A 22,937-nucleotide genomic window follows, 5' to 3' on the forward strand; every position below is an offset into this window, starting at 1 on the left:
CCGTTCAGGAACGCAAAAATGGGAAAAGTATCGTGGAAGCAGCGATCAGTGGGTCAAAACTGCGGTTGAGACCGATCCTAATGACCAGTCTCGCGTTTGTGGCGGGGGTGGGGCCCCCCCCNNCCCTGATGTGGACGGTTGGCCCATCCGCCATAGGTAATCACTCCATTAGCTTCAGCGCTGCGGGAGGGATGTTATTAGGTGTTGCCTTCGGCATCTTTATTATTCCGGTACTGTTTGTTGTTTTCAAAGGTCTGGATGAAAAATTACAGGATAAACTCGCTAAAGAAGAAGAAGAATGAAGAACATAAAAAAATACATTTCAGCGCTATGTCTAGCTACGGGGCTACTGATTTCGATGAATGCCTGTAAAATCGGTAAAGATTATGTTCAGCCCAAATTAAAACTACCCAGTGCCTTCCGTGGCGATACATTGGATTTTTTTGGAGATACCTCAAGTATGGGGCTGATCCATTGGAAAACCTTCTTTCATGATCCCACGCTCAAGATGCTGATCGATTCAGCACTTGCCAACAATTTTGAGATGAAAACAGCACTGCTGAATCTGCAGATCTCCAACAGAGTTCTGGCACAGAATAAATCAAATTATTTACCAAGTGTAAGTGCCACCCTAGCCAATGGAAGCCGTACCTGGCGATCGAAAGATTTTGGAAGCGGCCCCCTCACAAAGTATTATGACCGCAAAGGTGAAAAAGCGCCCGAAAATATGTTTGTCTACCAATCCCAGTTTGGTTCCGACATCAGTTTCAGCTGGGAAATAGATATCTGGAAAAAGATCAGCAGCAAACAAGAGCAGCTTTTAGCCGAGTATCTGGATACACAAGAAGCCAAAAATGCGATTCAGACCAATATCATTACCTCTGTCGCCAAAGGCTATTTCAACCTGCTGATGTTAGATGCCAAGATTGAAGTAGCCAAACGTAATGTTCAGCTGAATGACAGCACATTGCGCATGATCAAGCTTCAATACACCGCTGGAGAGATCACTGCACTGGCCATTCAGCAAACAGAATCTCAGCGTCTGCTAGCAGCCTCACTGGTACCAGAATTGGAAAAGCAGATTGTTATTCAGGAGAATGCCCTTCAGACATTAACGGGAAAACTCCCCGACAGCATCAAGCGCGGGACTTCATACGAACATCTCTTTGCCGAAAGCAAAGAGATATCCTTAGGTTCACCCGTCGAAATTATACGAAATCGGCCAGATATCCGCTCTTCTGAGTTTCAACTGATGGCCGCCAATGCGAACGCCAATATTCAGCAGGCCATGCGCTACCCTTCGTTCAATATAGGCGGTGTGCTCGGTGTAAATGCGATGCTTCCCCGAAACTGGTTCAATATTCCCGGAGCCCTATTAGGTGGCATCACCGGCAATCTGACCACGCCTATATTCAAGAATAAAACATTAAAAACACAATATGAAGTTGCGAAACTGGAACGGGATAAAGCCGAAATCCAGCTTCAACAGAAAGTGGTTGAAGCCGTTGCCGAAGTCTCCAATGCTGTCGTAACAGTAGACAAACAGCGGGAACAGCTTGAACTGGCAAGAAAAAGAGTGGACAATGCACATCTTGCGGTAAAAAATGCAAACTTGCTCTTCAAAAGCGGATATGCAACGTACCTGGAAGTCATCACCGCCCAAAGCAATGCTCTGGATAGTGACTTAGATCTCGTCGAATTGCGCCAGCAACATCTGGATGGATTCTTAGATCTCTACCGATCTTTAGGAGGTGGTTGGAGATAATGATTTAAAACTCTATTTTTGTCTTATGACACCAGAGGAATTACAAGAATATTTTCAGTCACGGGACTTGCCCAAATCACTGGAGATACAACAAGATATGCAAGTATTTGATGTGGAGCGATTTATCAGCACAAGTTTTATCCATGTTGGATTATGGAAAAAAGACCTGAACAAATGCCCTTCATGGGTCAGGCTCTTAAAGTTTAAAGAAGCATTGGAAAATAGCGAAAAAGCCTAACAAATGTTAGGCTTTTTATTTTTTTAGCTAAGTTGCTTCAACAATACGGACATCTCCTCCTTCGAAAAGATCTGCTCCGCTCCTCCCGCCAGCATTTCAAGGCGTTCACGCTCATCACTACTCGAGGTCAGACCAAAAATACGAATGGCGGGAAACTTATCCCTGACTATCTTCGCGGTTTCAATGCCATTTAAGATCGGCATGTGCAGATCCAATATACATACCTCAGGAAGTGCGTTTTTATGTTCAGTCAAATAGTCGATCAGATCTCTACCATTAGCAGCGCAATAAATTATTTCCAATGAATGGGATTGGGCCATTGCCTTCATCATGACATGATGGATCATCGCATCATCTGCGTAGACAATCTTACATTTGCTTTTGGTATCCATTCGAAAAAGATCTCATTCAACTAATTAATATAATAAAATTCTATAAATATGTGATAAAAATAAAAAATTTGATAAGAAGTTAGCAAAAATTATGTTAATATGCAAATCTTATTAAAAAAAATGCACAACAGCTCTTCCATTAAATTCAGTTAGTTCGAATAATAAGAACATCATTAGGTAGTAAAATGTTGCTTAGACAATAAGTCTAACTCATTTGGATCAGTCGAAGGATTTAATTTAACGACAACATGATATCATTAAAAGTCATCCGCTATAATTTCAGCCACTCGCCCCACCTGGCCATCCGTCAGTCTTACTTTTATCCCTCTTGAATGATAAGATGAGGATGTCAGTAAATCCTTTACAATGCCTTCTGTGAGATTACCGCTGCGTTGGTCCTTTTTCAAAATAATATTGACCAACATTCCTGGTTTTACGTCCGCTCTATTTCTTCCGTCCATGGTCAAATGTAAGAAATAAAAAAGGAGTTTTCCAAAAGAAAACTCCCCTATTTTTTGTTGAATTATGTATTTTTTTTCCTCCCCCTATATACGCCGGGGTCCTTGCTGTGATCACCATGACCTATATTTTTTGTTTTCAGCAATATACGTCAGCAGTTAATGGATCTTGGCTTATTACAACGACAAGATCGCCTGGAATATTCCTATTAATGATGGTGTTCCATCACGGCCATGCGTCAATCTATTTGAACAACTTGAAAATATCATTTCCGAATATAAACACCATCAGGCCCAAAAGGATAAAGAATCCGACCATTTGTGCTTTTTCTAGAAATTTTTCACTCAGCGGCTTGCCTTGAATCATCTCAATCAGTAAGAATACAACGTGACCGCCATCCAGTGCTGGAATAGGTAACAAATTCATAAACGCAAGAGCCATTGAAAGCATACCAACCAAAGACCAGAACCGAATCCAATCTACTTCAGTGCCGAACAGTGTAGCAATACCGATAGGTCCAGATAGCGCTTTATCAGCACGCACCTCCCCTTTGAAGATTTTACCGAATCCTTTCGCATTATCCGTGATTACCGTAAATGCTTTTTTAGCACCGATCGGAAAAGCTTCCATAAGTGTATAATGCGTTGTAAACGACTTGATCGAATTATCATGATTGACACTGATACCCAACATCGCATCCGCTGGTACATTTCCTTTTAGGGAAACCTCCGTTCCCGCACGGATTACTTTAATGGCAACAGGTTTATTGATATTTGCTTTAACTAATGTTCTGAATTGATCAAAGAAAGGTACCGGAGTGTCATTTAGAGCAACAATACTATCTCCTTTAACGAAGCCCATCTTGCTGGCCACGGATCCCGGAGCCACCTGTGCTACACTTGTTGTTTTAAAACGAGGTTCAATAAACTTCTCCCCCTTTTTATCGGACAAGGTATTCAATAAGTCTGCTGGAACCTTGATTTCTTTTGTCGCGCCATCACGTTCTACCGTAAGAGCCACACCGCCCATCAATACTTTCGAACTGATTAACTCGGAGTAATTTTCAACGCGTTGCCCATCTATTGCGACGACTTTATCACCGGCCTTCAGACCGATAGATTCACCGATAGATCCCGGTACGATACCGTTTACCAATTGATCCATCTTGACATCTGTATTGCCCATTTTGAAGGTCAACATCCAAAAGACAAGAATACCTACGACGATATTGACAATAATACCACCCAACATCACAATCAGACGTTGCCATGCCGGTTTGGAGCGGAACTCCCAAGGCTGAGGCTCGCCCTTCAACTGTTCAGTATCCATTGACTCGTCGATCATACCGGCAATCTTGACATAGCCACCCAAAGGCAACCAGCCTATACCATACTCACAGCCTTTATAATTGAATTTAAACAACTTCACTCCCCATGCATCAAAGAACAAATAGAATTTCTCCACTTTAATGCCAAATGCATGTGCTGCTAAAAAATGTCCTAACTCATGTAGAACAATTAAAATTGACAAGCCTAAAATCACTTGTCCGACCATAATTAAAACACCCATGTATGCTTTCTATATTTAATCTTTGATTATTTCTTTTGTTATTAACCGCGCCAACCGATCAGTTTCTAAATAGTCTTCCAGTGTCGGATTAGCTATAAATTCCACTCTATCCAAGGTACGCTCGATCACATCGCTCATTTCCAGAAAGCCGATTTTATCGTCTAAAAAAGCGCCTACAACGACCTCATTAGCGGCGTTCAGTATACAGGATTTATTTCCGCCGGCACGAAGAGTTGCGTAAGCCAGTGCCAAGTTACGAAACGTTTCCATATCCGCTTTTTCAAAATGAAGCGTTGGATAGTCCATAAAATTGAACCGTTCGAAATTGTTTTCAAATCGGGCAGGATAAGTCAATGCGTATTGAATAGGCAACTTCATATCCGGTACCCCCATTTGTGCTTTCATCGAACCATCTTTAAATTGGACCAGGGAGTGCACGATTGACTGAGGATGTACGATAACATCCACCTGATCAATGGCAAGATCGAAAAGCCATTTTGCTTCGATTACTTCCAATCCCTTATTCATCAATGAAGCGGAATCTATCGTAATTTTTGCTCCCATAGACCAATTGGGATGTTTTAAGGCCTGTACTTTCGTTACCTGTAACAGTTCATCCCGTTTTCTCCCGCGAAAGGGTCCCCCAGAGGCAGTCACGTAAATTTTCTCAATCGGATTTTGGTCCTCGCCAACCAGACATTGGAAGATTGCCGAATGTTCGGAATCTACAGGTAACATATTGACACCATATTCTTTGACCAAGGCCATGATCAGCTCCCCTGCGACCACAAGGGTCTCCTTATTGGCCAGGGCAATATCTTTCCCGGCTCGGATGGCCGTTACGGTAGGTTTTAATCCTGCAGAACCAACAATCGCATTTAAAACAATAGCAATTTCGGCATATTGCACCGCCTCGATCAGGCCCTCTTCACCGTATAAGACAGCCGTCTCCTGAGATGCCAAGGCTTCTTTAACTTTTTTGTATTGGATCGGATCGGTCACAACGACCGATTTTGGTTTAAACTCTAACGCTTGTTTGATCAATAATTCGCCATTGCTGCCGCAAGTCAGAACAACTGCCTCAAACTTATCCGAAAAGGCTCTAATAACATCCAAGGCTTGTGTACCGACACTACCCGTTGCCCCTAAAATGGCAATTCCTTTTTTACTCAAAACCTTCTCTCTTTATTAAAATATATTATTCAAAATCTTCGGATCCTCTCCACCGTGGTAGTCCGACATCATTTCCCGGTAAGCAACCGAGACAACAATACAAGCCAAAGGTACCACTAAGAACGAGCTCACAAGGTTCAAAATAATAAAAATTATGTAATATTCTAAATAATTAAAATACATCTGCAGTAATTGAAAAAAAGCAAATACTGCTAAGATCAATAATAATTTGAATACATTTCCTTTGGTCAACGCAAAACTAAAGCGTAATGACTTAAAGGTTCCCGCATGTTTATCAATGATAAAGAAAGGGTAAAACGCTACGCGAATAATCAAAATAAAAGTCAGTATTGCTGCTACGAAAACTACAAAAACAGTAAACTTACCCATGATTTCAGCACGATTTTCGCCATTTTCAAATAAATACAAAAACGGAAGCGATACTGCTCCCAATAGCATCAATAACGCAATAGACATTACCATGATACTCAGCATGGCGCCGAAAAAACAAGCTAATTCTTTTGAACTTGGTATGCAATGGATCAATTTTTTATCCTCGTTACCATCGATGAGATTGAGGATATATTTAAACAAAGTAAGATTCAGTCCAAAATACATTACCATAAAAAAGAAGGCCATAAAACCACTCAGTACCACATTAAAATCACTGATCGTCGTGGCCAAAAAATTAGATAAACCAGAGGTTACAAACAGTAAAAAACACAAGCCAGCAACCGAAAAATAATGCTTTTTCAGTAGCTCCAACGACCTATTAAAAACTTCATTTACGGCAAAAGTACTTTCCTTTAGGAATTGAATCATTTTTTCTTTGAATAAACTTTTACAAAGATGCCATTATTTTTAATTTTCAACAATTTACACCCACATAAAATTGACTTTTTTTAAGTTTTTTAACATCATATTCGATCCAGCTATTTTTTCAGGACATCTATCCATCTCACTTTATTTCAATACCCGTAAAAATGCCCTTCAAATGTGGCTAAATAAAAAGTGCGGCAGTCTAAATATTCACGACATTTTCTAAGATTTTTGCTATTTTAGAATATCCTGACAAAGTCATTTATAGTTTCATGAGAGATGCGGCTGATCGGAAAAAAGACGGTTTCGCAGGACGACCAAAAAGCCAAAAATAAGTTAAAGCAAAATCACTATAAGATACAACCAATACGTATGGAAACAGAAGATGCCTATCGGCACATGGAATTTGAAGAATTTCAGCTTTTAAAAACACCCCAGGAGCTTCATAAATTAGCGACACAATGTTTTTTCTACATCCAACAATGGATCGTTGAGAGCCCATTTTGTAGTGAGGCTACTGCCCTGATGCTATTCTGGAATAACTATCCTTTTGAAGCTATTCGTCGAAGCTGGAAAACAAGGAAAGGAACTGACGAAAACTTTGACATTATAAAAACAGTTATAAACAACTCTAAAAAAGGGTTTTATCTCAAAACAGACATCCGTTACGATCCTGCTGAAAAAATTGCACAAGCTCAAAAAATACCAGCGGCCGTCTTGCAGGCAAGCCAAGGAGAGGAACCCTATATTTATTTAGAAGAGACGGAAGTCCATAGCTGGTTTGGAGAACATCTGATCAATCAGATCAGGCGGGCTGATAGCACCATTGAATTGTTCAACATTGCCGTCTTATTGAAACATCGCGAATTCGACGTATATCAAACCGTAATCGAACATAAATACTGTGATAAAGCAATTGCTCTTATGGTCTATTGGCTGCTTGAAAGGTATTCGACCTTGGCATTATATGCTGAAGATTGGCCGGAAATAAGGCCGATTTTGGAAAATATTATTGATAAGCTCGAACGAAATGAATATCCGGAGATTTTAAGTTATGATCCGATCAAAGAAGTAAATCCCATTAAATGGCAGATTCCCGATTACTTATTTAACAGAATCAACTAACTTTTGGGCTGCAATTTCCTAGCCTGTTTTTTCTCCTCAATCCTTTGGTAATACAATTTCCTTTGCCTTTGTTTATGAAAAGGATCAACCGTAAAATAAATGAACAATAGGATGACGAGTGCAGATAATAAGGCAGCAATATACATCAGCCAAGTAAAAATAACTTTCATTTCCTTTGAATTTAATCAGTCAAAATAGTAAAGCAAATTTTAGACAGACAACATGAACTTTGAGCAACTATCTTACCTGATATCCAAAGACTATCCTATAAAAAAACACGCGATTTAGCTTAACCGCGTGTTTTTTCTGTAATTACAGCCAACAACCTACTTAAATTCTTTTGGAAGAGGTTTCTCCAATAGATATTGATAGTAGAAACGTGCACGCTCATTAAAGTCGTATTTACTTTTTGAACGGTCAAATCCATGACGGCTGCCCGGGTAGATCATCAATTCAAAAGGTACATTTCTATCTGTTAATTTATCAACCAGTTGCGTTGTATTCTGCAGATGGACATTATCATCCATATCGCCATGCATAATACGTAATACACCTTTGTAATGGTCTGTATAGGTCAATACGGATCCTGCTTTGTAACCATCAGGATTATCCCGCGGTGTATCCATCCAACGTTCGGTATAATGGGTATCGTACAACTCCCAAGACGTCACCGGAGCACCGGCAATGCCAAAGTCAAATACATCGGCCGCTTTCGTCATCGCCAGACAGGTCATGTAACCGCCATAACTATGGCCCGTGATCAATACTTTGTTTTTGGCTACCCAAGACTGAGATTTCAACCATTTTACGATGGTAGAATAATCGATAATTTCCCAATGCCCCAAATTACGGTGCATATAAGCTACGCCTTGTTTACCGAAGTGGCCAGAAGCCCTGTGATCCGCGGATACCTGGATAACACCTTCATTCGCCCAATACTGATTGCCGGTACCTTTCCAAGTATCCTTGACGGTACCCGCATCGGGGCCACCATAGATACTGAAAACAACCGGATAAGTTTTCGATTTGTCAAAATCCGTAGGATAAGTAATCGTTAATGGCAAATCAAATAGACCGTCATCTGATTTGATATGTAAATATTCTGTTTTCCCATACGTATAGGAATCAAAGTCCGCAGCTTTGCTATCCGCCAGCTGACGCACTACTTTGCCTTGATTATTCACCAAGGCAAAACGGTCCGGTGTGCTCACATTAGAATACCGGGTGATAAAATACTTGCCATCAGGTGATACGTTGACATCATGTGAATATTCACCAAAGGTCAAACGTTTCAGATTTTTACCCGAGTAATCTACGCGGTACAGATCAAAACGGGCCGAATTTTCCTTACGTGCGGTAAAATAAAGCACCTTATTTTTCTCGTCTATACGTTTGATTTCGGTCACCTGCCAATCGCCAGATGTAATCGGATTTACTAAAGTGCCATCCAACTTATACAGGTAATAATGTGCCCAGCCCGTTTTATCCGATTTTAAAATGTAATATTTGTTGTCGGCAAGGTAAGTAATACGCTCATCATGATCCAGGTTGATCCAAGAAGCTTGGCGTTCATCATAAATCTCCTTTTTAGAACCGGTATTTGGATCCACCTGGTAGAATTTCAGGTTGTTCTGATCCCTGTTCATCCATTGCACCATGATATTTTTACTATCAAAAGCCCAATATGGCTGCCCGAAATACTGATCATCCTTCTCATTGAAATCCGCCCAAGTTACCTTGCCCCCGTTCAGCTGCACGATACCCATTTTAACTTCAGGATTGGGATCACCCGCTTTCGGATAACGGGTCTCTTCGAGATAACCATGCTGTCCTTTGGATGAATAAATAGGGAACATAGGTACTTTGGTATCATCAAAACGCATAAAAGCGATTTTTTTGCTATCCGGAGACCACCAAAAAGCTTTATAATTTGTCGAACGACCCAAAATTTCCTCGTAGTAAACCCAAGAAGACCAGCCGTTGTAGATGACATCAGTACCGTCGTTGGTATATTGTGCTTCTTTTCCCGTATTTACTTCCACGCTATACAAGTTGCTTTTGCGTGTGAAGGCCACATATTGACCATCTGGCGATAAAGTTGGATTCTGTTCAGCAATCTCGGGTGAATTGGTCAGTTTTTTTGCTGTTCCAGAGCCATTTTTGATAAAAATATCATTATTCTCAACATAGACCACAGTCCCCTCTTTTGCTGGAATAGTATAGATACTTCTCTTGCCCGATTTGACATCGACCTGATAGAGCCGGCTATCGTTGACATCATTTTCGAGATAAGCAGCTCCATCCGCCCAGCCCGGATATTGATTTGTGCGCACGGTCAAAGACTGTTTCTGTCCCCAGGATTGCGCAAAATCCAATTTTTTCTGCGCAAAAGTCAGATCATGCACAAAAAACACAATAGATGCGCCTAAGAGCACTCTTGATACTGTATTCATTAATTCTTGGATATGTTTATTAATTATTTCAGCTAAGATAAAGAATTGCGGTAAATAACAACGATTTTACCTGTAACAAGCTTATTCAGTCCGATACTTGTCAGATGACCATTCTTTAAATGGGGAGGATTTTACAGCCTACCGATAATTTTCAAAAAGAGCAAGCTGCACACCTTCTTTTGGAAAATCGGTCTCTTCGACGAAGTTAGAAATTGAAATGCCAAGCAGCCTCACCTTATTCGCTAAAGCAATCTTACTCAACAGACTATGGGCTGTCGCATAAATTTTCTCTTCGGAATCAAAACTTGTATCCAGTGTAAGGCTCCGTGTCATCTGCACGAAATCAGCATACTTAAGTTTCAGCGTTAATGTCCTGCCCGATATTTCCTTTTTTCCGATACGCTCCCAAAGCTGTCTACTCAGTCTCTGAAGAATGGCGTTCAGTTCTTCAAAAGTTTCGATATCAGCCTCAAAAGTATCCTCTATTCCGACCGATTTACTGCTCCGATTGGGGGTGACCGGCCGGTCGTCTATGCCGCGGACAATACGGTAAAAAAAATGTCCGGTCTTACCAAACCAACGCACCAGATCGTCCTCACGCTGCTTTTTGAGGTCCATACCTGTAAACAAACCCAGCTCGTGCATTTTCTTGGCGGTCACCTTACCCACACCAAAGAATTTCTCTACCGGTAAGGATTCCATAAATTTCAGGATCTTTGAAGGACCGATAAATGTGAGGCCGTTGGGTTTATCCATATCGGAAGCAATCTTTGCAATGAATTTATTAACGGAAACTCCGGCAGAGACAGTCAGATTAAGTTCTTCCTTAATCGCGGTTTTAATCGCCCTTGCGATGTCAATAGCTGAACCGATCCCCTGTTTGTCCATCGTTACATCCAGAAAGGCCTCATCCAGCGACAAAGGTTCAATCAAGTCAGTATACCGCTGAAATATTTCCCGGATCTGATAGGAAACCTGTTTATACACATCAAACCGCGGGCGGGTAAATATGATATCCGGGCAGAGCTGAAGTGCTTTACGGGAGCTCATGGCAGATTTTACCCCAAATTTGCGGGCTTCGTAACTCGCTGTCGCCACGACACCCCGTCCATCTGGCGAACCACCTACCGCGATAGCCTTACCCCGGTATTCCGGAAAATCCCGCTGTTCTACAGATGCATAAAAAGCATCCATATCCAGATGGATAATCTTACGGTATGTTTGGGATGAATCCATTATCCAAATTTACAAAAATTAGCAGGAATCAAGACAATTCGCAATCAAATACTAATATAATTAGCTCACTTAACCAATTATCAGGCAGTTAATATTTTAATCGTATAATTAGCTTTTTGTTTGTCAATTTCTCAACCCGTTATAATTGGCCGAGTTCTTGTGAGAATAGGTTTTCAGTTAAAACCGTTTCAATGTGCCTACACTATAGAATGGACATGAATAACTTGAAGTGAAAGTATCGTTGGATAAAATGAAAAGAAATAATACAGTAAAAACTAGCGTAAAAAATTATGGAAAATTTACCGGAACAAAAAAAGACTAAATCAGGATTTAAGAAATTTCTATTTATTCTGTTGCTCTTTTTGTTAGTAGGCTTTGGGTCTTATGGTTACTGGAAATACTATTACGTCTTTGGTGAAGGCGTAAAATCAGGTTATCTAAATTTTGCTGTCAAAAAAGGCAATATATTTAAAACCTATGAAGGAAAGCTCATTCAGGAAGGATTTGGCAGTGCCAAGACAGGCGGAATTGCCAGCAATCAATTCGAATTTTCCATCGAAGATGACTCGATATTCCGCCAGCTGGAACTAAATAGCGGTAAATATTTTGACCTTCGGTACAAAGAGTACCATGGCGTATTGCCCTGGCGTGGCAATACGGTATATGTAGTTGACAAGATCATTAATATGAAATGATGAAGGAGGGTATCCCCTCCTTTTATGCTGAGTGCACATCTCTTACAGTTAACTGTTCTCCAAAATAGCTTTTGAGTATCGTGCCATCACCATGCAATGTCCACACTTCCCGTGGAGCAACCAGCTTAATGTAATGCAAGATATCGTTCCAGTCCACATGATCCGATATATACAACTCAATATCATTCTGTGCCTGTAGCCGCTTCCATCCGGAGGCAAAGGCACGCAATACTTTTGTAGCCCTAAAATAACTGTTGAAGGTCATGGGCGGCACCAGATAAACCTTATTCTGTTCACCCTGCTTCATTTCTCTGCGGTTGTAAGGTTCATAGCTCATTTTTTTAAGCCCATGCTCATCATATAGGCGATGATAAGGCAATATTCCACTGTGTACCAATACCCTTCTTTCCGGGCAGTACCTATTGATCAGATCCGTCACCCGTTGCGCTTTACCAAGCACGTAAGTTCCCAATAGAATATTACTTGCATGTCCCTCAAGTTTCTTGATCTCTGCAATGGGGTCGGGATGGATGATCTCCGGATTTGCGAACGTACTTTCAGTGATCAACACATCAGCCTGTTGCAACTCGATGGGTTCACAGGTCTCATCAGGCTGCAGTTTATAGTCACCCGTATACAAATAACGTACCCCATTGTATTCCATTAAGATCTGTGCCGAGCCCAAGATATGACCTGCGGGTAGAAAAGTAATTTCCACCGGACCTATTTTAAAAGTGCCGTTAAATAACTTGACCTGGTAGGAATCCTTGCGATTCTGCTTATAGCGATAGCTCATAAACAATGCTGTCCCATTGGTACAATAGACATAATCATGTCCTGAACTGGCGTGATCGCCATGGGCATGTGACACCACATTATGCGCTACAGGGCTACCAGCATCGATAAAAAAGTCGCCATAACAGCAATAATACCCTTCCGGTTTTCTGACCAGAAAGTCAGACAATATGATAGACATATATTTATTTTAGAAATTTCTGATGCAATGTCCACACTTGCGGTAGTAGTGGAGTGATTCCATCGTTAACGATGACGAAGTCCGCAAGCTGCAATTTTTCCTCGTCAGACAATTGTTTGTTCATACGTTCGCGTACCTGTTGTTCGGTTGCGCCATCCCGCTCGATGACACGTTGTATACGAATTTCCATTGGAGCAGTGACCAATATGGTATAATCCAAGTCTTTATAGGAGCCGCTTTCAAAAAGCAGTGCAGCCTCTTTAAGGGAATAACGTGTAGTCTGCCGCTCGGCCCAATCTTTCGCTTCCTGAATGACAATCGGGTGTACAATGCTATTTAACAGTTCCAGTTTTTCCTTATCCGAAAAAACCATATCGGCAAGGAAAGCCCGATCCAACCGGCCCTCCTTGTACGTTGCTTCCCCAAACTGCTCAATCAATTTCTCTTTGATCCTTGCATCGGAATTCATCAGTCTTTTGGCTTCTTCATCCGCATTATAGACCGGTATCCCCAAGGCTTCAAAAAGCTTGCCGATAAACGTTTTTCCGGAACCTATTCCGCCTGTTATTCCTATCTTCAGTCCCATTTTATCACACTATTTTCGTACAAAGAAGTCCACATTTTGTGGCACAACACTGATAATCTTACAGTAATCCGGCACCTTGGTCAGCAGTATCGGCAGGTATTGCACCTCATTCTTTTCCCAGTCTGCCAGATCTACCACCGCCTCAAAATCACGGGATGTATAATTGTTATAATCCTTGACCGACATCAGTACCGTGATCACCACTTTACTGGGATTGGGCCTTACGGAACTATAACGCTGTCCATTTTCAACCTTTACAGGCAGTTCGATAACCTTCTCCGTCAACTCCCCTACGGGCATCAGCACCTCCACGGATGTGGGATAGACATTGATATTTCCCTTTTGATTGCGGGCGAGATTGGCCACCGTGCGCACATCAGTTTCCACCTCTTTTCCACGAACAGTATCTGTTTCCCAATATTCTATGGTCGAAACATCCTCGTATGGTCCTGTTATGGTCACGTATGCAGGTGTTACTTTAGTATCAGCGATAACACCATATCCCTTTTTAAATAAGATATTGGACAATGGCTTTACAGGAACCTTGCGCTGTGTTTGTTTTGAGAAATCGAAAAACAGGGTATCAGGGCTCACCGATACCACACGTTGTTCATGTGGAAACTGGCGGTTGATAAATCCTAGCTGATTAGAAAATACGATCCAATCTTTTGTTTTCAAAGAGCTGAGGTCCACCTGTACCTTGGGTGTTTCCAATGCCGCTTTCGAAAAGAGGAATTGCCATCCCGTCATCTCGAGCTTTACTTTGACCGTGTCCGATTGTTGTGGGTGAAACGCACGTTTCTCCGGCAGGTTGACATATTCTATCGCAGCCTTGACAGATACTGTATATTGGTTGGAAATTGAAAACAACAACCAAGCCAGCAACGAAATTGCAACACAACGCACAAAGGTGTTAATCTTGCGCCGTTGGGTCTTATTTAGTCGAACTGCATTTGCCATGTTACAAACTTAATCAATTTGCTTAAAAATCAGTTACAGCATTCATTTTTATCTGAAACATTGTCATTCCATAATAACATAAATCATGTGTAATACTTTGATCAAGTGCAGTTTTCAGCCATTTTGGTTTTGTGATGTTCAACGAAATAATGAGCTGCTTCAATAATTTTGTAATCCTATCGGATTTCGATTCGATATAGACTTTGCATAACTTCCAATCATTATATAATCGACTTTCGATTGTTCGAGATTTCTCCAAAAGTTCCATATCTCCTCCTCAAATATATCCATAGACTATTTTTAGGAAAGGGTTTATGTAGAATTTTAGCCTTTTTAAGCGTTTGCTGAATTTGTAAAGACTCATAGTCATTTCAGGTCGTTCTTTATATGTACGGCTAAGACCTTTTTTCAATAAATCAATCTCAGTTTCGCCAAATGACCGAGAGGGATTTTCTTTGTTACTATGTATTATAAATTTAGTTAAAAACTATCTCTTTACAAAGATGCACCACGATCTGGGCCTCCATTTAACGTACCCAACCGCTCCATCACCTTTTTCTCCTTTTTCGCCAGGATTTTGAGTGTTTCTGAAGCTTGTTGTATATACTCAACCCGAGCTGTCTCACTTATTTGATAAAACAAGTCTGAAACGGATCTCCATAAAAAGGCTATTTCCACAAATTCTTGATGTGCCTCATGAAGTTGCTCAATATGAAGCAGGTCATAACTTTCTTTTAGAAAATCGCGATATAAATTTCTGAACAACGCACCTCCGGTACCCGCTCTTTCCATAAGATTGGCAGCCATTTTAAATTCGGCGGCTATATCCTTACTCCCATTAAACCATTTTATAAGCTCCTGACTTGTCTTCACAATCCCCCTATAAGAAATATTTGTAATGGGCGGATTGAGATATTCGTTTGCATTATTGACTATAGCGGAAATGACGGATTTTTTTAAGTCATAGTCTTCACTCTTTCGCTCTATGGTGTAGTATAAGTTGTTGGAAGCCATTGGCCCTTTCTCCGCCCTAGCCAAAGCCAGACTATCGAGCGAGGTTTTGACTTTCCCACCCTGCTGTCTGGTATCGACCAAAAAAGCATTTTGATTGTCATAACCATAAATCGCTACATAATGCCCAGCGAAATGGAACGGATTGGTGAAATACTCAAGGTAGTAGGCATCAAGTTTGAGCCCGACGATTTGCCCCTTATCCAAAAGCTGTTTGACCTGTTGCCAGGCCTTTGTTTTCGAGGTAGTTTCCCTTACAGAAAGGGCGAGATTGAGGTTTTTACAGAGATTCTTTGTCAACAGATCCGTCTTGATACGTCCACCCAAAAAAGGAAAATCCATTGTTTTCATATTCCAATAGATAAAACTAAGTCCCTCCCCGAGCCCAAAAAGCATGGGTTCGGAAAGTTCAATTCCAAGCTGCCGCAGTAACGTTCCGGTGGCTGTAGTTTCACAATGTTGTCCCTCAAACGCTTTTAGATTGCTCATGATTTTTTCTTTTGCTTAAAATTAACCGTCTAAACTGACATCGCTATGTCAACAGGTAAAATGAGATTTCGGGAAAATAACTATGCCAACAAAAAAGCTTATTACACCATAACAATTAATCAAACATGTTTAAATACTGATGCAATACAAGACACTCTTTATCATTGGTTTATAAACAAGCAATCTAACATAGCAGCTTTCAGAAAAAACAGTTTATTATGGAATTAAATATAAACTAAACAAAACTGAAATTCTGTCAAATTGATAAAGTGACCATTTTAAAAAACATCGCTATTCAACTAATCTCGTTACTACTATAGTAGATCTATTTAAAATCATAATTCGCGCCATCATATTTTATTTTTTGTAACTTTGATATAGCATCAATAACAAGAGTAAAGATGGAAATTACAGTAAAAATAGACAAACGGAGCAAACAAGCAAAAGCTTTTTACGAATACCTTAAAACGCTACCTTTTGTAGAAATTCAAGAGCCTCGGTACAATAAAGAAACTGAACAGGCGATAAAAGACGCCAAATCTGGTAAAACATCAGAAATATCACTTACAGATTTCAGAAAGGAGCTTTTTTCATAGTGTATACATTAGAGCAAACCGGTCAGTTCAAAAAAGACATCAAATTAGCAAAAAAACGTGGTTTTGATATGGGGCTACTTAATGAGCTAGTTACCACTTTAGTTGAACAAGGTGTGCTTTCACAAAAATATAAGCCCCATAAGTTAACTGGTAATTATAAAGGCTTTTGGGAATGCCATATTCAGCCAGATTGGCTGCTGATATGGGAACAAAATGAAACCATTAAACTTGTTACACTTACAAGGACAGGTACTCATAGTGACCTGTTTTAGCTCCCCTCCGTATTAGCTATGGCTCCAATAATATAGCAAGCGACCAGGCATTTTCCCAAAAATACATCAAGACAGCAAGTATCGTCAATACGGTCAGTCTCTTGTCTCGAGCGTCAATATTTATCTTCATAATTGAACACATAAGCCATTAAGTTGCAAAAAATTATTTTCAATAGTAACGCTTTCAATTTTACCTAGGTTGATGATTCCTAAAGCCAAAATCACTTTTGAAGGTCAAAGTATCTATGGGAATGATCTTCGTAATGTCCGATGCAAGCTAACAATTGATTCATACCAACTTCTCTATTAATAGGGTAAATACAGGGGTGTAACAGGGGGTTAACAGGGGTATAACAGGGGTAAATCCCTATTAACTCCTTATTAATATGCTGTAAAAATAGTGTTACTTCACTTTTAATTCAGAATTTGGTATTAACTTGGTAATAAGTTAGATACCAGCAATTATAAACATTAGTAAAATAAGACTATGGCGATTTTACAAAACGGACCTAATGGTCCAATTACCGGAAAATTTGGTTCTGTCAGCGCTTATATATTGAATGGCCAAAATGTTGTTCGCGGACCTAAAAGGAAACGTACATCTCCTCCAAGCGAGTCAGAACTTCTAAATAGGAAAAAGCAAAAAGTTGCCGGAAGATTTGCCGGTGACAATCGGGGGATACTTGATTTTGGGTACAAGTTTTTAGCGAAAAAAGGAAGTCGGATAGGTGCTTTCCAATTGGCTCAGCGCCATATTTTTAAGGAAGCCCTGGAATTGGATTCGGAGGACAATCCTTTTGTTAATCCCGAGAAACTGATCGTATTTGCAGGACAGTTGATGCCATTGACCAGTTGCGAAGTTAGTCTTCACGGCGACGTGATAGACTTTAAATGGGCTCCTAATGCACACTATGAAGATAGCATCTACAAAATCAATATCGCGCTGGTCGGTTTGTATGGGGAGTCTCATTTGAGAACTTCGATCGCTGAAGTAAGACAGGGGGCTTGCTCATTACAATTTGATGGAATAAGTCGAAAAAACCACGATTACCATGTGTATGCTGGTATATGGGATACCTTGTACGACAACTTTTCAAATTCCATCTATTGTGGGGTAATATAAAATAAACAAAGCCAGTCCCTTTTGGAGACTGGCTTTCAATTTTTTAAAGAAAAACCTTATGATGCGCTTTTCTCCGTTGCATTAGCGGCTTTTGAAGCATCTAAAGCAATGGCAGACTTGTCAAAACGAATTCTCACGCCTGAACCTACATCGACCAAGAAAGTCGTGTCAGATACCTCTACGATGCGTCCGTGGATACCTGCAGTGGTAACAATTTTAGAATTTACACCCAATTCTTCAATGTATTTCTTATGGTCTTTTTGCTTCTTCATTTGAGGTCTGATCATGAAGAAATAAAATACCACAATGATCAAAACCATTGGTAAAAAACTCATCATGTTACTTCCGCCTGCCGCTTGTAATAATACTGTATTCATCTGTTATTATATCGTTTAATAATGTGTTATTTCGCTAATACTTCACCCTTTAACTGGACGGTCGTCATACTATTGGAAGCATTTGATTGGATCGTGATGATCTTTTGCTGCTTACCTACCTGTCCCTCACTCTTGAAAGTCACATGGATATCCGATGTTCCTCCCGGTAAAATGGGGCTTTTTGAAAACTCAGGTTGAGTACAACCACAAGAAGCGGTCACTTTGGACAAAATAACCGGCGCATCACCCGTATTCTTCAATACGAACGTGTGTTTCACTTCTGCACCTTCTTTGACCTGGCCAAAATCGAAAGCCGATTCGGCAAATTCTACCTTACCCAATTGTGCCGCAGCTTTAGAAAGACTGTCTGTGGCTACTGCCTCAGTTCCTGTCTTAGCCGTTTCTGCTTGTCTTTTTTGGGAATTTCCACAAGAAAAGAAAAGCACCGATGCCAAAGCTAAGACCGAATATTTACTAAAGTTCTTCATTTGTTGATTGATCTTTAATCCCTTAAACCACGACCTGCCTTCTGGATTCTTCCCTGTTGGTTCAGGTCGCTTAATATTTTATCTAAGATACCGTTAATAAATGTATTACTTTTCAATGTACTGAATACCTTAGAGATTTCAATATACTCATTTATTGTCACTTTCACTGGAATAGATGGAAAATTCACCAATTCACATATTGCCATACGCATCAACAAGGTATCCATCAAAGCAATACGATCTGACTCCCAGTTCTTGGTCTTATCTGAGATCAGTTTCTGATACTCATTTGTATTGCGAATTGTCTTACCCAATAAGGCAATCACATAATCGCTGTCATCATTCCAGTTTTGGGTGATTTCAGCAAGTTTGTTTTTACGCGGATCTTCTGAACTGAAGTTCTTAAAAGTTTTCGCGATCAATGCTTGCAACACTTCTTTATCGACAGGCCAGTTGATAAATTTCTCCTCAAAAACCTGCTCGATAACCGGTGATTTCAAAATGATCTTTTTAAAGATATGCTTAATGATATCTTTTTCCGTACCGATAGAACGGTCCTCCTGCTGTAAATATTCCAAATAAGCCTCAGAATCCTTTAGCTGCAAAAATACCGTACGCACGATTTCCGGGTCAAAGCTCCATGAAATCTTATATTTTTTGACTCCCTCGGCATATTGCGGATTTTGTCTCAATGACTCAATAAAAGTATTTGTACTTAACTTGGTCGTTAAGGACAAGTCTTTTTCAGTCGGCAAAAACTTGTTGGCTCTGCCTTCTGCGTCTATCAATACATAATCGGATACCTCATCCAATAGATTTAGTGTCCAGATATACATCTCGTAGACCTCATCCACATTTTTTAATAGTGCTTTTTCAAATGTTTTGATGTCTTTGTCTTCTGTAAGACTGTACGCATAAAGCGTTTGCACTACTTTTACCCTCAGGTGTCTCCTGTTTAACATAGTAATTTTAAAGAACGATTTTTTATAAACTAATAAATAAGAACGATTTTGGGAAGAAGACTATCTTTTGATTTTTTTAATATCTTGGATCCGTTTCTCCGCAATGCGATTAGCCGCTTCAAAAGTAGAGATATTCTCTTCTTTTGATTTTTTCAACACGTCTCTGGTCGCATTATATATGTTTTTGATCACAAATTCTGTGTGATCCACCCCATAATTCTGAATTTCTGAATAACAGCTGATCAACGCACCTGCATTGATTAAATAGTCCGGTGCATACAATATACCTCGCTCATGAAGAATTGTACTTGTGGTTACCTCATCTTTTAGCTGGTTATTTGCCGAACCGGCAATTATTTTACATTGCATTTTTTTCGCCGATTCCGGATTTACCGTACCGCCCAATGCACAAGGTGAATAGACATCAAACTCATGATCGAATACTTCGTTGTATGGGATCGGCTCGGCTTTGTATTTCGTTGCCACCTTAAGCATTTTCTCCTCAGTGATGTCGCTCACATACACACGTGCATTTTCCTCACGTAACATCGCGATCAATCGCTCTCCGACACTACCTACCCCGTGTACAATAACTTTTTTGCCTGCCACACTCTCCGATCCATACAACTCTTTCAAGCAAGCTTTAATACCGAAATAAACACCTTGGGCTGCAAAAATTGATGTATCGCCAACCCCACTGCCGTGAATTGCTTTTGGCAAACCGGCAACATGGTCAGTCTCCGTATAAATATATTCTAAATCACGCTGTGTCGTACCTACGTCCAAAGAAGCAATGAAATTACCGTTCAATCCTTCAATAAATTGGCCCAAACGGCGCAATAAAACCTCAGATTTGTCCAAACGGCTATTACCGATAATAACAGCACTTCCTCCACCTAAGTTCAATCCGGTGATCGCGGATTTATAGGTAATGGCCTTGGATAAACGTAAAGCATCCTCAATAGCTTCTTCTGTCGTTTCGTATGGCAACATACGAACCCCTCCTATTGCCGGACCCAATGTGGTATCATGGATCGCAACAATAGCTTTTAAGCCCACTAATTCATCATTACAGAAAAATAAGTTTTGATGGCCAGACTGGCTCATCAATTCAAAAATAGAATTTTGAGATGTTGACATAAAATGTACTACTCTAATTTGTTTTAATTTTTTAAGGTACTTGATGCAAAAGTAGGAAAATTATTCGTTGTGCATAATATCTTTTTTTATCCAAGACTTAACATTTGATTTCCCAATGACAGTAATTTCATCGAAATATAAAGCAGAGTTGACGAATTAGTCCTATTTTTGTACCCATAATATGAAGGATCTCGCCTACTTAAATAAGTACTTTTATAAATACCGCTGGAAACTGATTCCGGGGGTGATTTTCGTTATCATTTCCAATTACTTTGGGGTACTCCCCGCTAAAGTAATTCGCGAAGCGTTTGACTTGGTACAAGAAAATATCTACCTCTATCGGCTATTCGATGGTTTTGACAGACAGGAACTTATTTACAAAGTATTTGGCACGAGCCTGCTATTCTTTGGTTTTGTCGTCCTGTTGCTCTCGCTCTTGCGCGGTATTTTCCTGTTCTTTATGCGGCAGACCATTATTCTGACCTCCCGGTATATCGAGTATGATCTTAAGAATGAGATTTACAACCACTATCAGGAACTGAATTTCGGTTTTTTCCGCAAAAACAATACAGGTGATCTAATGAGCCGTGCAACAGAGGATGTCAACCAGGTACGTAATTATCTGGGGCCGGCCATAATGTATGCCATTAATACCGTAGTCCTGTCCATTATGGTCATCTATGCCATGTATAGCGTCAATGGAAGGCTTGCGACGTATGCGTTGGCACCGATACCTGTCTTATCGGTCATCATCCTTTTTGTCAATAAAATCATCAATAAGCGCAGCTTAAAAATCCAAAAACAGCTGGCAAACCTATCCTCTTTTGTTCAGGAAACATTTGCAGGTATCCGTGTCATCAAGACCTATACCCGGGAGCAGAACAAAATGCAGGCTTTTGAAAAGGAAAGTACGATCTACCGCAACACAGCACTGGACCTGGTTAAGGTACAGGCTGTTTTCTTTCCGCTTATCTTATTGCTGATCGGTCTCAGCACCGTCATCACCATCTATATCGGCGGCATTGAAGTTGCCAAGGGAACGGTCACTGCCGGAAACATCGCCGAATTTATTATCTATGTCAATCAATTGACCTTTCCGGCCATGTCTTTAGCATGGGTGACCTCGCTGGTACAACGTGCCGCGGCATCACAAAAACGGATCAATGAGTTCCTTGAAACCCAATCGCCGATTGCCAATGGCAAAATAGATAAAGAAATCGCAGGTGAAATCAAGGTAGACAATATTTCATTCACCTATCCTGAAACGGGTATTCAAGCCATTAAAAATATCTCCTTCCGAGTTCCTATCGGAAAAACATTGGCTATTATTGGAAAAACTGGTTCCGGAAAATCTACGCTGGCCAACCTACTGCTACGCATGTATGATATAGACGAAGGCAATATTCAATACGACGGTATCGCATTAAAGGATCTCAATTTCAAAAATCTACGTCAGCAAATTGGCTTTGTCCCTCAGGATGTATTCTTATTTTCAGATACAATTGCCAATAACATCGGTTTCGGACTGGATCATTTCACGCAGGAACAGATCGAACAGGCGGCCAAGGACGCAGCCGTGTATGACAATATCATCGCTTTTGACGAAGGCTTTGAAACGGCTGTGGGAGAGCGTGGTATCACGCTTTCGGGCGGTCAAAAACAACGGGTTTCCATTGCCAGGGCACTGGTAAAAGAACCAAACGTATTGATCTTTGATGACTGCTTATCTGCCGTGGACACCAAAACCGAGGAAACCATCTTACGCTCATTGAGTCGCATCATGAAGGGCAAAACCTGTATTTTTATTGCCCACCGGATTTCGACCATCAAAAATGCAGACCATATCCTTGTCATGGATCAGGGTGAAATTGTCGAACAGGGCACACACCTTGAATTAATGGAGAAAAGAGGTGAATACTTTGAACTCCATGAGAAACAACTGCTGGAAAGCGTAGAAGGATAAGCTCAGGAGTCAAAAAATAATAGCGATAACACTGCAAAAAATTAAATATCCCTGAATTCAGCTAATGAAA

General features: G+C 40.4%; 24 protein-coding genes. 9 read left to right on the plus strand and 15 right to left on the minus strand.

Annotated elements, in window-relative coordinates:
• Positions 1–32 precede the first annotated feature (32 nt).
• From B4G94_RS16050 to B4G94_RS16060, 3 genes are read left to right on the plus strand one after another with little or no spacing between them, the layout of a single operon-like run.
• A complete protein-coding gene (locus tag B4G94_RS16050) occupies positions 33–302 on the plus strand; it encodes an efflux RND transporter permease subunit (RefSeq protein ID WP_422663708.1) in 270 nt (89 codons plus the stop codon).
• Positions 299–1,765, plus strand: a complete 1,467-nt coding sequence (locus B4G94_RS16055; RefSeq protein WP_286860099.1) for an efflux transporter outer membrane subunit — start codon at positions 299–301, stop codon at positions 1,763–1,765. Before B4G94_RS16050 ends, B4G94_RS16055 begins: the two co-directional genes overlap by 4 nt.
• A 25-nt stretch (positions 1,766–1,790) precedes the next feature.
• Positions 1,791–2,003 (plus strand): DUF6965 family protein, encoded by a 213-nt coding sequence (locus B4G94_RS16060; protein WP_108632191.1) that lies wholly within the window; start codon positions 1,791–1,793, stop codon positions 2,001–2,003.
• 23 nt (positions 2,004–2,026) lie between these two features.
• Here the strand turns inward: B4G94_RS16060 and B4G94_RS16065 are convergent, their stop codons facing one another.
• The 5 genes from B4G94_RS16065 to B4G94_RS16085 form a co-directional block, all read right to left on the minus strand.
• Positions 2,027–2,395, minus strand: coding sequence for a response regulator (locus B4G94_RS16065; RefSeq protein WP_286860101.1), 369 nt, complete (start codon positions 2,393–2,395; stop codon positions 2,027–2,029).
• A gap of 257 nt (positions 2,396–2,652) precedes the next feature.
• Positions 2,653–2,856, minus strand: coding sequence for a YwbE family protein (locus B4G94_RS16070; protein WP_121122101.1), 204 nt, complete (start codon positions 2,854–2,856; stop codon positions 2,653–2,655).
• Between the two features lie 241 nt (positions 2,857–3,097).
• On the minus strand, positions 3,098–4,423 hold the full coding sequence (gene rseP / locus B4G94_RS16075) for an RIP metalloprotease RseP (protein ID WP_286860103.1): 1,326 nt from the start codon (positions 4,421–4,423) through the stop codon (positions 3,098–3,100).
• Positions 4,424–4,438: 15 nt separating this feature from the next.
• On the minus strand, positions 4,439–5,596 hold the full coding sequence (locus B4G94_RS16080) for a 1-deoxy-D-xylulose-5-phosphate reductoisomerase (RefSeq protein WP_165306370.1): 1,158 nt from the start codon (positions 5,594–5,596) through the stop codon (positions 4,439–4,441).
• 15 nt (positions 5,597–5,611) lie between these two features.
• Entirely contained in the window at positions 5,612–6,418 is an 807-nt protein-coding gene (locus B4G94_RS16085; protein ID WP_108632196.1) for a beta-carotene 15,15'-monooxygenase, read from the minus strand.
• A 369-nt stretch (positions 6,419–6,787) separates the two neighbouring features.
• Between B4G94_RS16085 and B4G94_RS16090 the strand changes: the two genes are divergently transcribed.
• Entirely contained in the window at positions 6,788–7,540 is a 753-nt protein-coding gene (locus B4G94_RS16090; RefSeq protein WP_286860104.1) for a hypothetical protein, read from the plus strand.
• Between the two features lie 326 nt (positions 7,541–7,866).
• On the opposite strand, the gene B4G94_RS16095 is transcribed toward B4G94_RS16090, so the two are convergent.
• Positions 7,867–9,993 (minus strand): S9 family peptidase, encoded by a 2,127-nt coding sequence (locus tag B4G94_RS16095; RefSeq protein ID WP_286860105.1) that lies wholly within the window; start codon positions 9,991–9,993, stop codon positions 7,867–7,869.
• Between the two features lie 138 nt (positions 9,994–10,131).
• Entirely contained in the window at positions 10,132–11,229 is a 1,098-nt protein-coding gene (gene dinB / locus B4G94_RS16100; protein ID WP_286860106.1) for a DNA polymerase IV, read from the minus strand.
• Between the two features lie 290 nt (positions 11,230–11,519).
• On the opposite strand from dinB, the gene B4G94_RS16105 reads away from it, so the two are divergent.
• Positions 11,520–11,924, plus strand: coding sequence for a hypothetical protein (locus B4G94_RS16105; protein WP_165306367.1), 405 nt, complete (start codon positions 11,520–11,522; stop codon positions 11,922–11,924).
• A gap of 22 nt (positions 11,925–11,946) precedes the next feature.
• Here B4G94_RS16105 and B4G94_RS16110 read toward each other — a convergent pair whose 3' ends face one another.
• The 4 genes from B4G94_RS16110 to B4G94_RS16125 form a co-directional block, all read right to left on the minus strand.
• Positions 11,947–12,900, minus strand: coding sequence for an MBL fold metallo-hydrolase (locus B4G94_RS16110; protein WP_286860108.1), 954 nt, complete (start codon positions 12,898–12,900; stop codon positions 11,947–11,949).
• A 4-nt stretch (positions 12,901–12,904) separates the two neighbouring features.
• Positions 12,905–13,486: a dephospho-CoA kinase gene (gene coaE / locus B4G94_RS16115; RefSeq protein WP_286860110.1), complete on the minus strand. Its 582-nt coding sequence runs from the start codon at positions 13,484–13,486 to the stop codon at positions 12,905–12,907.
• 9 nt (positions 13,487–13,495) lie between these two features.
• Entirely contained in the window at positions 13,496–14,446 is a 951-nt protein-coding gene (locus B4G94_RS16120; RefSeq protein WP_108632203.1) for a CdaR family protein, read from the minus strand.
• Between the two features lie 495 nt (positions 14,447–14,941).
• The gene (locus B4G94_RS16125; RefSeq protein ID WP_286860112.1) at positions 14,942–15,946 is read right to left on the minus strand and encodes a BtrH N-terminal domain-containing protein; all 1,005 of its coding nucleotides are present in this window, start codon (positions 15,944–15,946) and stop codon (positions 14,942–14,944) included.
• A gap of 401 nt (positions 15,947–16,347) precedes the next feature.
• Here B4G94_RS16125 and B4G94_RS16130 point away from each other — a divergent pair, with 401 nt between their 5' ends.
• From B4G94_RS16130 to B4G94_RS16140, 3 genes are all read left to right on the plus strand, one after another.
• Positions 16,348–16,542: a hypothetical protein gene (locus tag B4G94_RS16130; protein ID WP_108632206.1), complete on the plus strand. Its 195-nt coding sequence runs from the start codon at positions 16,348–16,350 to the stop codon at positions 16,540–16,542.
• On the plus strand, positions 16,542–16,814 hold the full coding sequence (locus B4G94_RS16135; protein ID WP_108632207.1) for a type II toxin-antitoxin system YafQ family toxin: 273 nt from the start codon (positions 16,542–16,544) through the stop codon (positions 16,812–16,814). Before B4G94_RS16130 ends, B4G94_RS16135 begins: the two co-directional genes overlap by 1 nt.
• Positions 16,815–17,301: 487 nt before the next feature.
• Positions 17,302–17,937: a hypothetical protein gene (locus tag B4G94_RS16140; protein WP_286860115.1), complete on the plus strand. Its 636-nt coding sequence runs from the start codon at positions 17,302–17,304 to the stop codon at positions 17,935–17,937.
• A 56-nt stretch (positions 17,938–17,993) separates the two neighbouring features.
• Here the strand turns inward: B4G94_RS16140 and yajC are convergent, their stop codons facing one another.
• Genes yajC through B4G94_RS16160 form a run of 4 tightly spaced genes read right to left on the minus strand, consistent with a single transcriptional unit; the run spans position 17,994 to position 20,904 of the window.
• On the minus strand, positions 17,994–18,314 hold the full coding sequence (gene yajC / locus B4G94_RS16145; protein ID WP_165306362.1) for a preprotein translocase subunit YajC: 321 nt from the start codon (positions 18,312–18,314) through the stop codon (positions 17,994–17,996).
• A gap of 26 nt (positions 18,315–18,340) precedes the next feature.
• A complete protein-coding gene (locus B4G94_RS16150; RefSeq protein ID WP_286860118.1) occupies positions 18,341–18,802 on the minus strand; it encodes a DUF1573 domain-containing protein in 462 nt (153 codons plus the stop codon).
• 14 nt (positions 18,803–18,816) lie between these two features.
• Complete coding sequence (gene nusB / locus B4G94_RS16155) at positions 18,817–19,764, minus strand: transcription antitermination factor NusB (RefSeq protein WP_108632211.1); 948 nt, start codon at positions 19,762–19,764, stop codon at positions 18,817–18,819.
• Between the two features lie 60 nt (positions 19,765–19,824).
• Positions 19,825–20,904 (minus strand): Glu/Leu/Phe/Val family dehydrogenase, encoded by a 1,080-nt coding sequence (locus tag B4G94_RS16160; RefSeq protein ID WP_286860119.1) that lies wholly within the window; start codon positions 20,902–20,904, stop codon positions 19,825–19,827.
• Positions 20,905–21,085: 181 nt separating this feature from the next.
• Between B4G94_RS16160 and B4G94_RS16165 the strand changes: the two genes are divergently transcribed.
• Positions 21,086–22,867, plus strand: a complete 1,782-nt coding sequence (locus tag B4G94_RS16165; protein WP_286860121.1) for an ABC transporter ATP-binding protein — start codon at positions 21,086–21,088, stop codon at positions 22,865–22,867.
• The last annotated feature ends 70 nt before the right edge of the window (positions 22,868–22,937 follow it).

It is taken from the genome of Sphingobacterium sp. UBA7625, assembly GCF_002484085.1.
In the GTDB taxonomy this organism is placed as follows: domain Bacteria; phylum Bacteroidota; class Bacteroidia; order Sphingobacteriales; family Sphingobacteriaceae; genus Sphingobacterium; species Sphingobacterium athyrii.

Coding starts and splice junctions, on each gene's coding strand:
- B4G94_RS16055 (WP_286860099.1), top strand. CDS start 299: ATGAAGAACATAAAAAAATACATTTCAGCGCTATGTCTAGCTACGGGG.
- B4G94_RS16060 (WP_108632191.1), top strand. CDS start 1,791: ATGACACCAGAGGAATTACAAGAATATTTTCAGTCACGGGACTTGCCC.
- B4G94_RS16065 (WP_286860101.1), bottom strand. CDS start 2,395: ATGGATACCAAAAGCAAATGTAAGATTGTCTACGCAGATGATGCGATG.
- B4G94_RS16070 (WP_121122101.1), bottom strand. CDS start 2,856: ATGGACGGAAGAAATAGAGCGGACGTAAAACCAGGAATGTTGGTCAAT.
- rseP (WP_286860103.1), bottom strand. CDS start 4,423: ATGGGTGTTTTAATTATGGTCGGACAAGTGATTTTAGGCTTGTCAATT.
- B4G94_RS16085 (WP_108632196.1), bottom strand. CDS start 6,418: ATGATTCAATTCCTAAAGGAAAGTACTTTTGCCGTAAATGAAGTTTTT.
- B4G94_RS16090 (WP_286860104.1), top strand. CDS start 6,788: ATGGAAACAGAAGATGCCTATCGGCACATGGAATTTGAAGAATTTCAG.
- B4G94_RS16095 (WP_286860105.1), bottom strand. CDS start 9,993: ATGAATACAGTATCAAGAGTGCTCTTAGGCGCATCTATTGTGTTTTTT.
- dinB (WP_286860106.1), bottom strand. CDS start 11,229: ATGGATTCATCCCAAACATACCGTAAGATTATCCATCTGGATATGGAT.
- B4G94_RS16105 (WP_165306367.1), top strand. CDS start 11,520: ATGGAAAATTTACCGGAACAAAAAAAGACTAAATCAGGATTTAAGAAA.
- B4G94_RS16110 (WP_286860108.1), bottom strand. CDS start 12,900: ATGTCTATCATATTGTCTGACTTTCTGGTCAGAAAACCGGAAGGGTAT.
- coaE (WP_286860110.1), bottom strand. CDS start 13,486: ATGGGACTGAAGATAGGAATAACAGGCGGAATAGGTTCCGGAAAAACG.
- B4G94_RS16120 (WP_108632203.1), bottom strand. CDS start 14,446: ATGGCAAATGCAGTTCGACTAAATAAGACCCAACGGCGCAAGATTAAC.
- B4G94_RS16125 (WP_286860112.1), bottom strand. CDS start 15,946: ATGAGCAATCTAAAAGCGTTTGAGGGACAACATTGTGAAACTACAGCC.
- B4G94_RS16130 (WP_108632206.1), top strand. CDS start 16,348: ATGGAAATTACAGTAAAAATAGACAAACGGAGCAAACAAGCAAAAGCT.
- B4G94_RS16140 (WP_286860115.1), top strand. CDS start 17,302: ATGGCGATTTTACAAAACGGACCTAATGGTCCAATTACCGGAAAATTT.
- yajC (WP_165306362.1), bottom strand. CDS start 18,314: ATGAATACAGTATTATTACAAGCGGCAGGCGGAAGTAACATGATGAGT.
- B4G94_RS16150 (WP_286860118.1), bottom strand. CDS start 18,802: ATGAAGAACTTTAGTAAATATTCGGTCTTAGCTTTGGCATCGGTGCTT.
- nusB (WP_108632211.1), bottom strand. CDS start 19,764: ATGTTAAACAGGAGACACCTGAGGGTAAAAGTAGTGCAAACGCTTTAT.
- B4G94_RS16160 (WP_286860119.1), bottom strand. CDS start 20,904: ATGTCAACATCTCAAAATTCTATTTTTGAATTGATGAGCCAGTCTGGC.
- B4G94_RS16165 (WP_286860121.1), top strand. CDS start 21,086: ATGAAGGATCTCGCCTACTTAAATAAGTACTTTTATAAATACCGCTGG.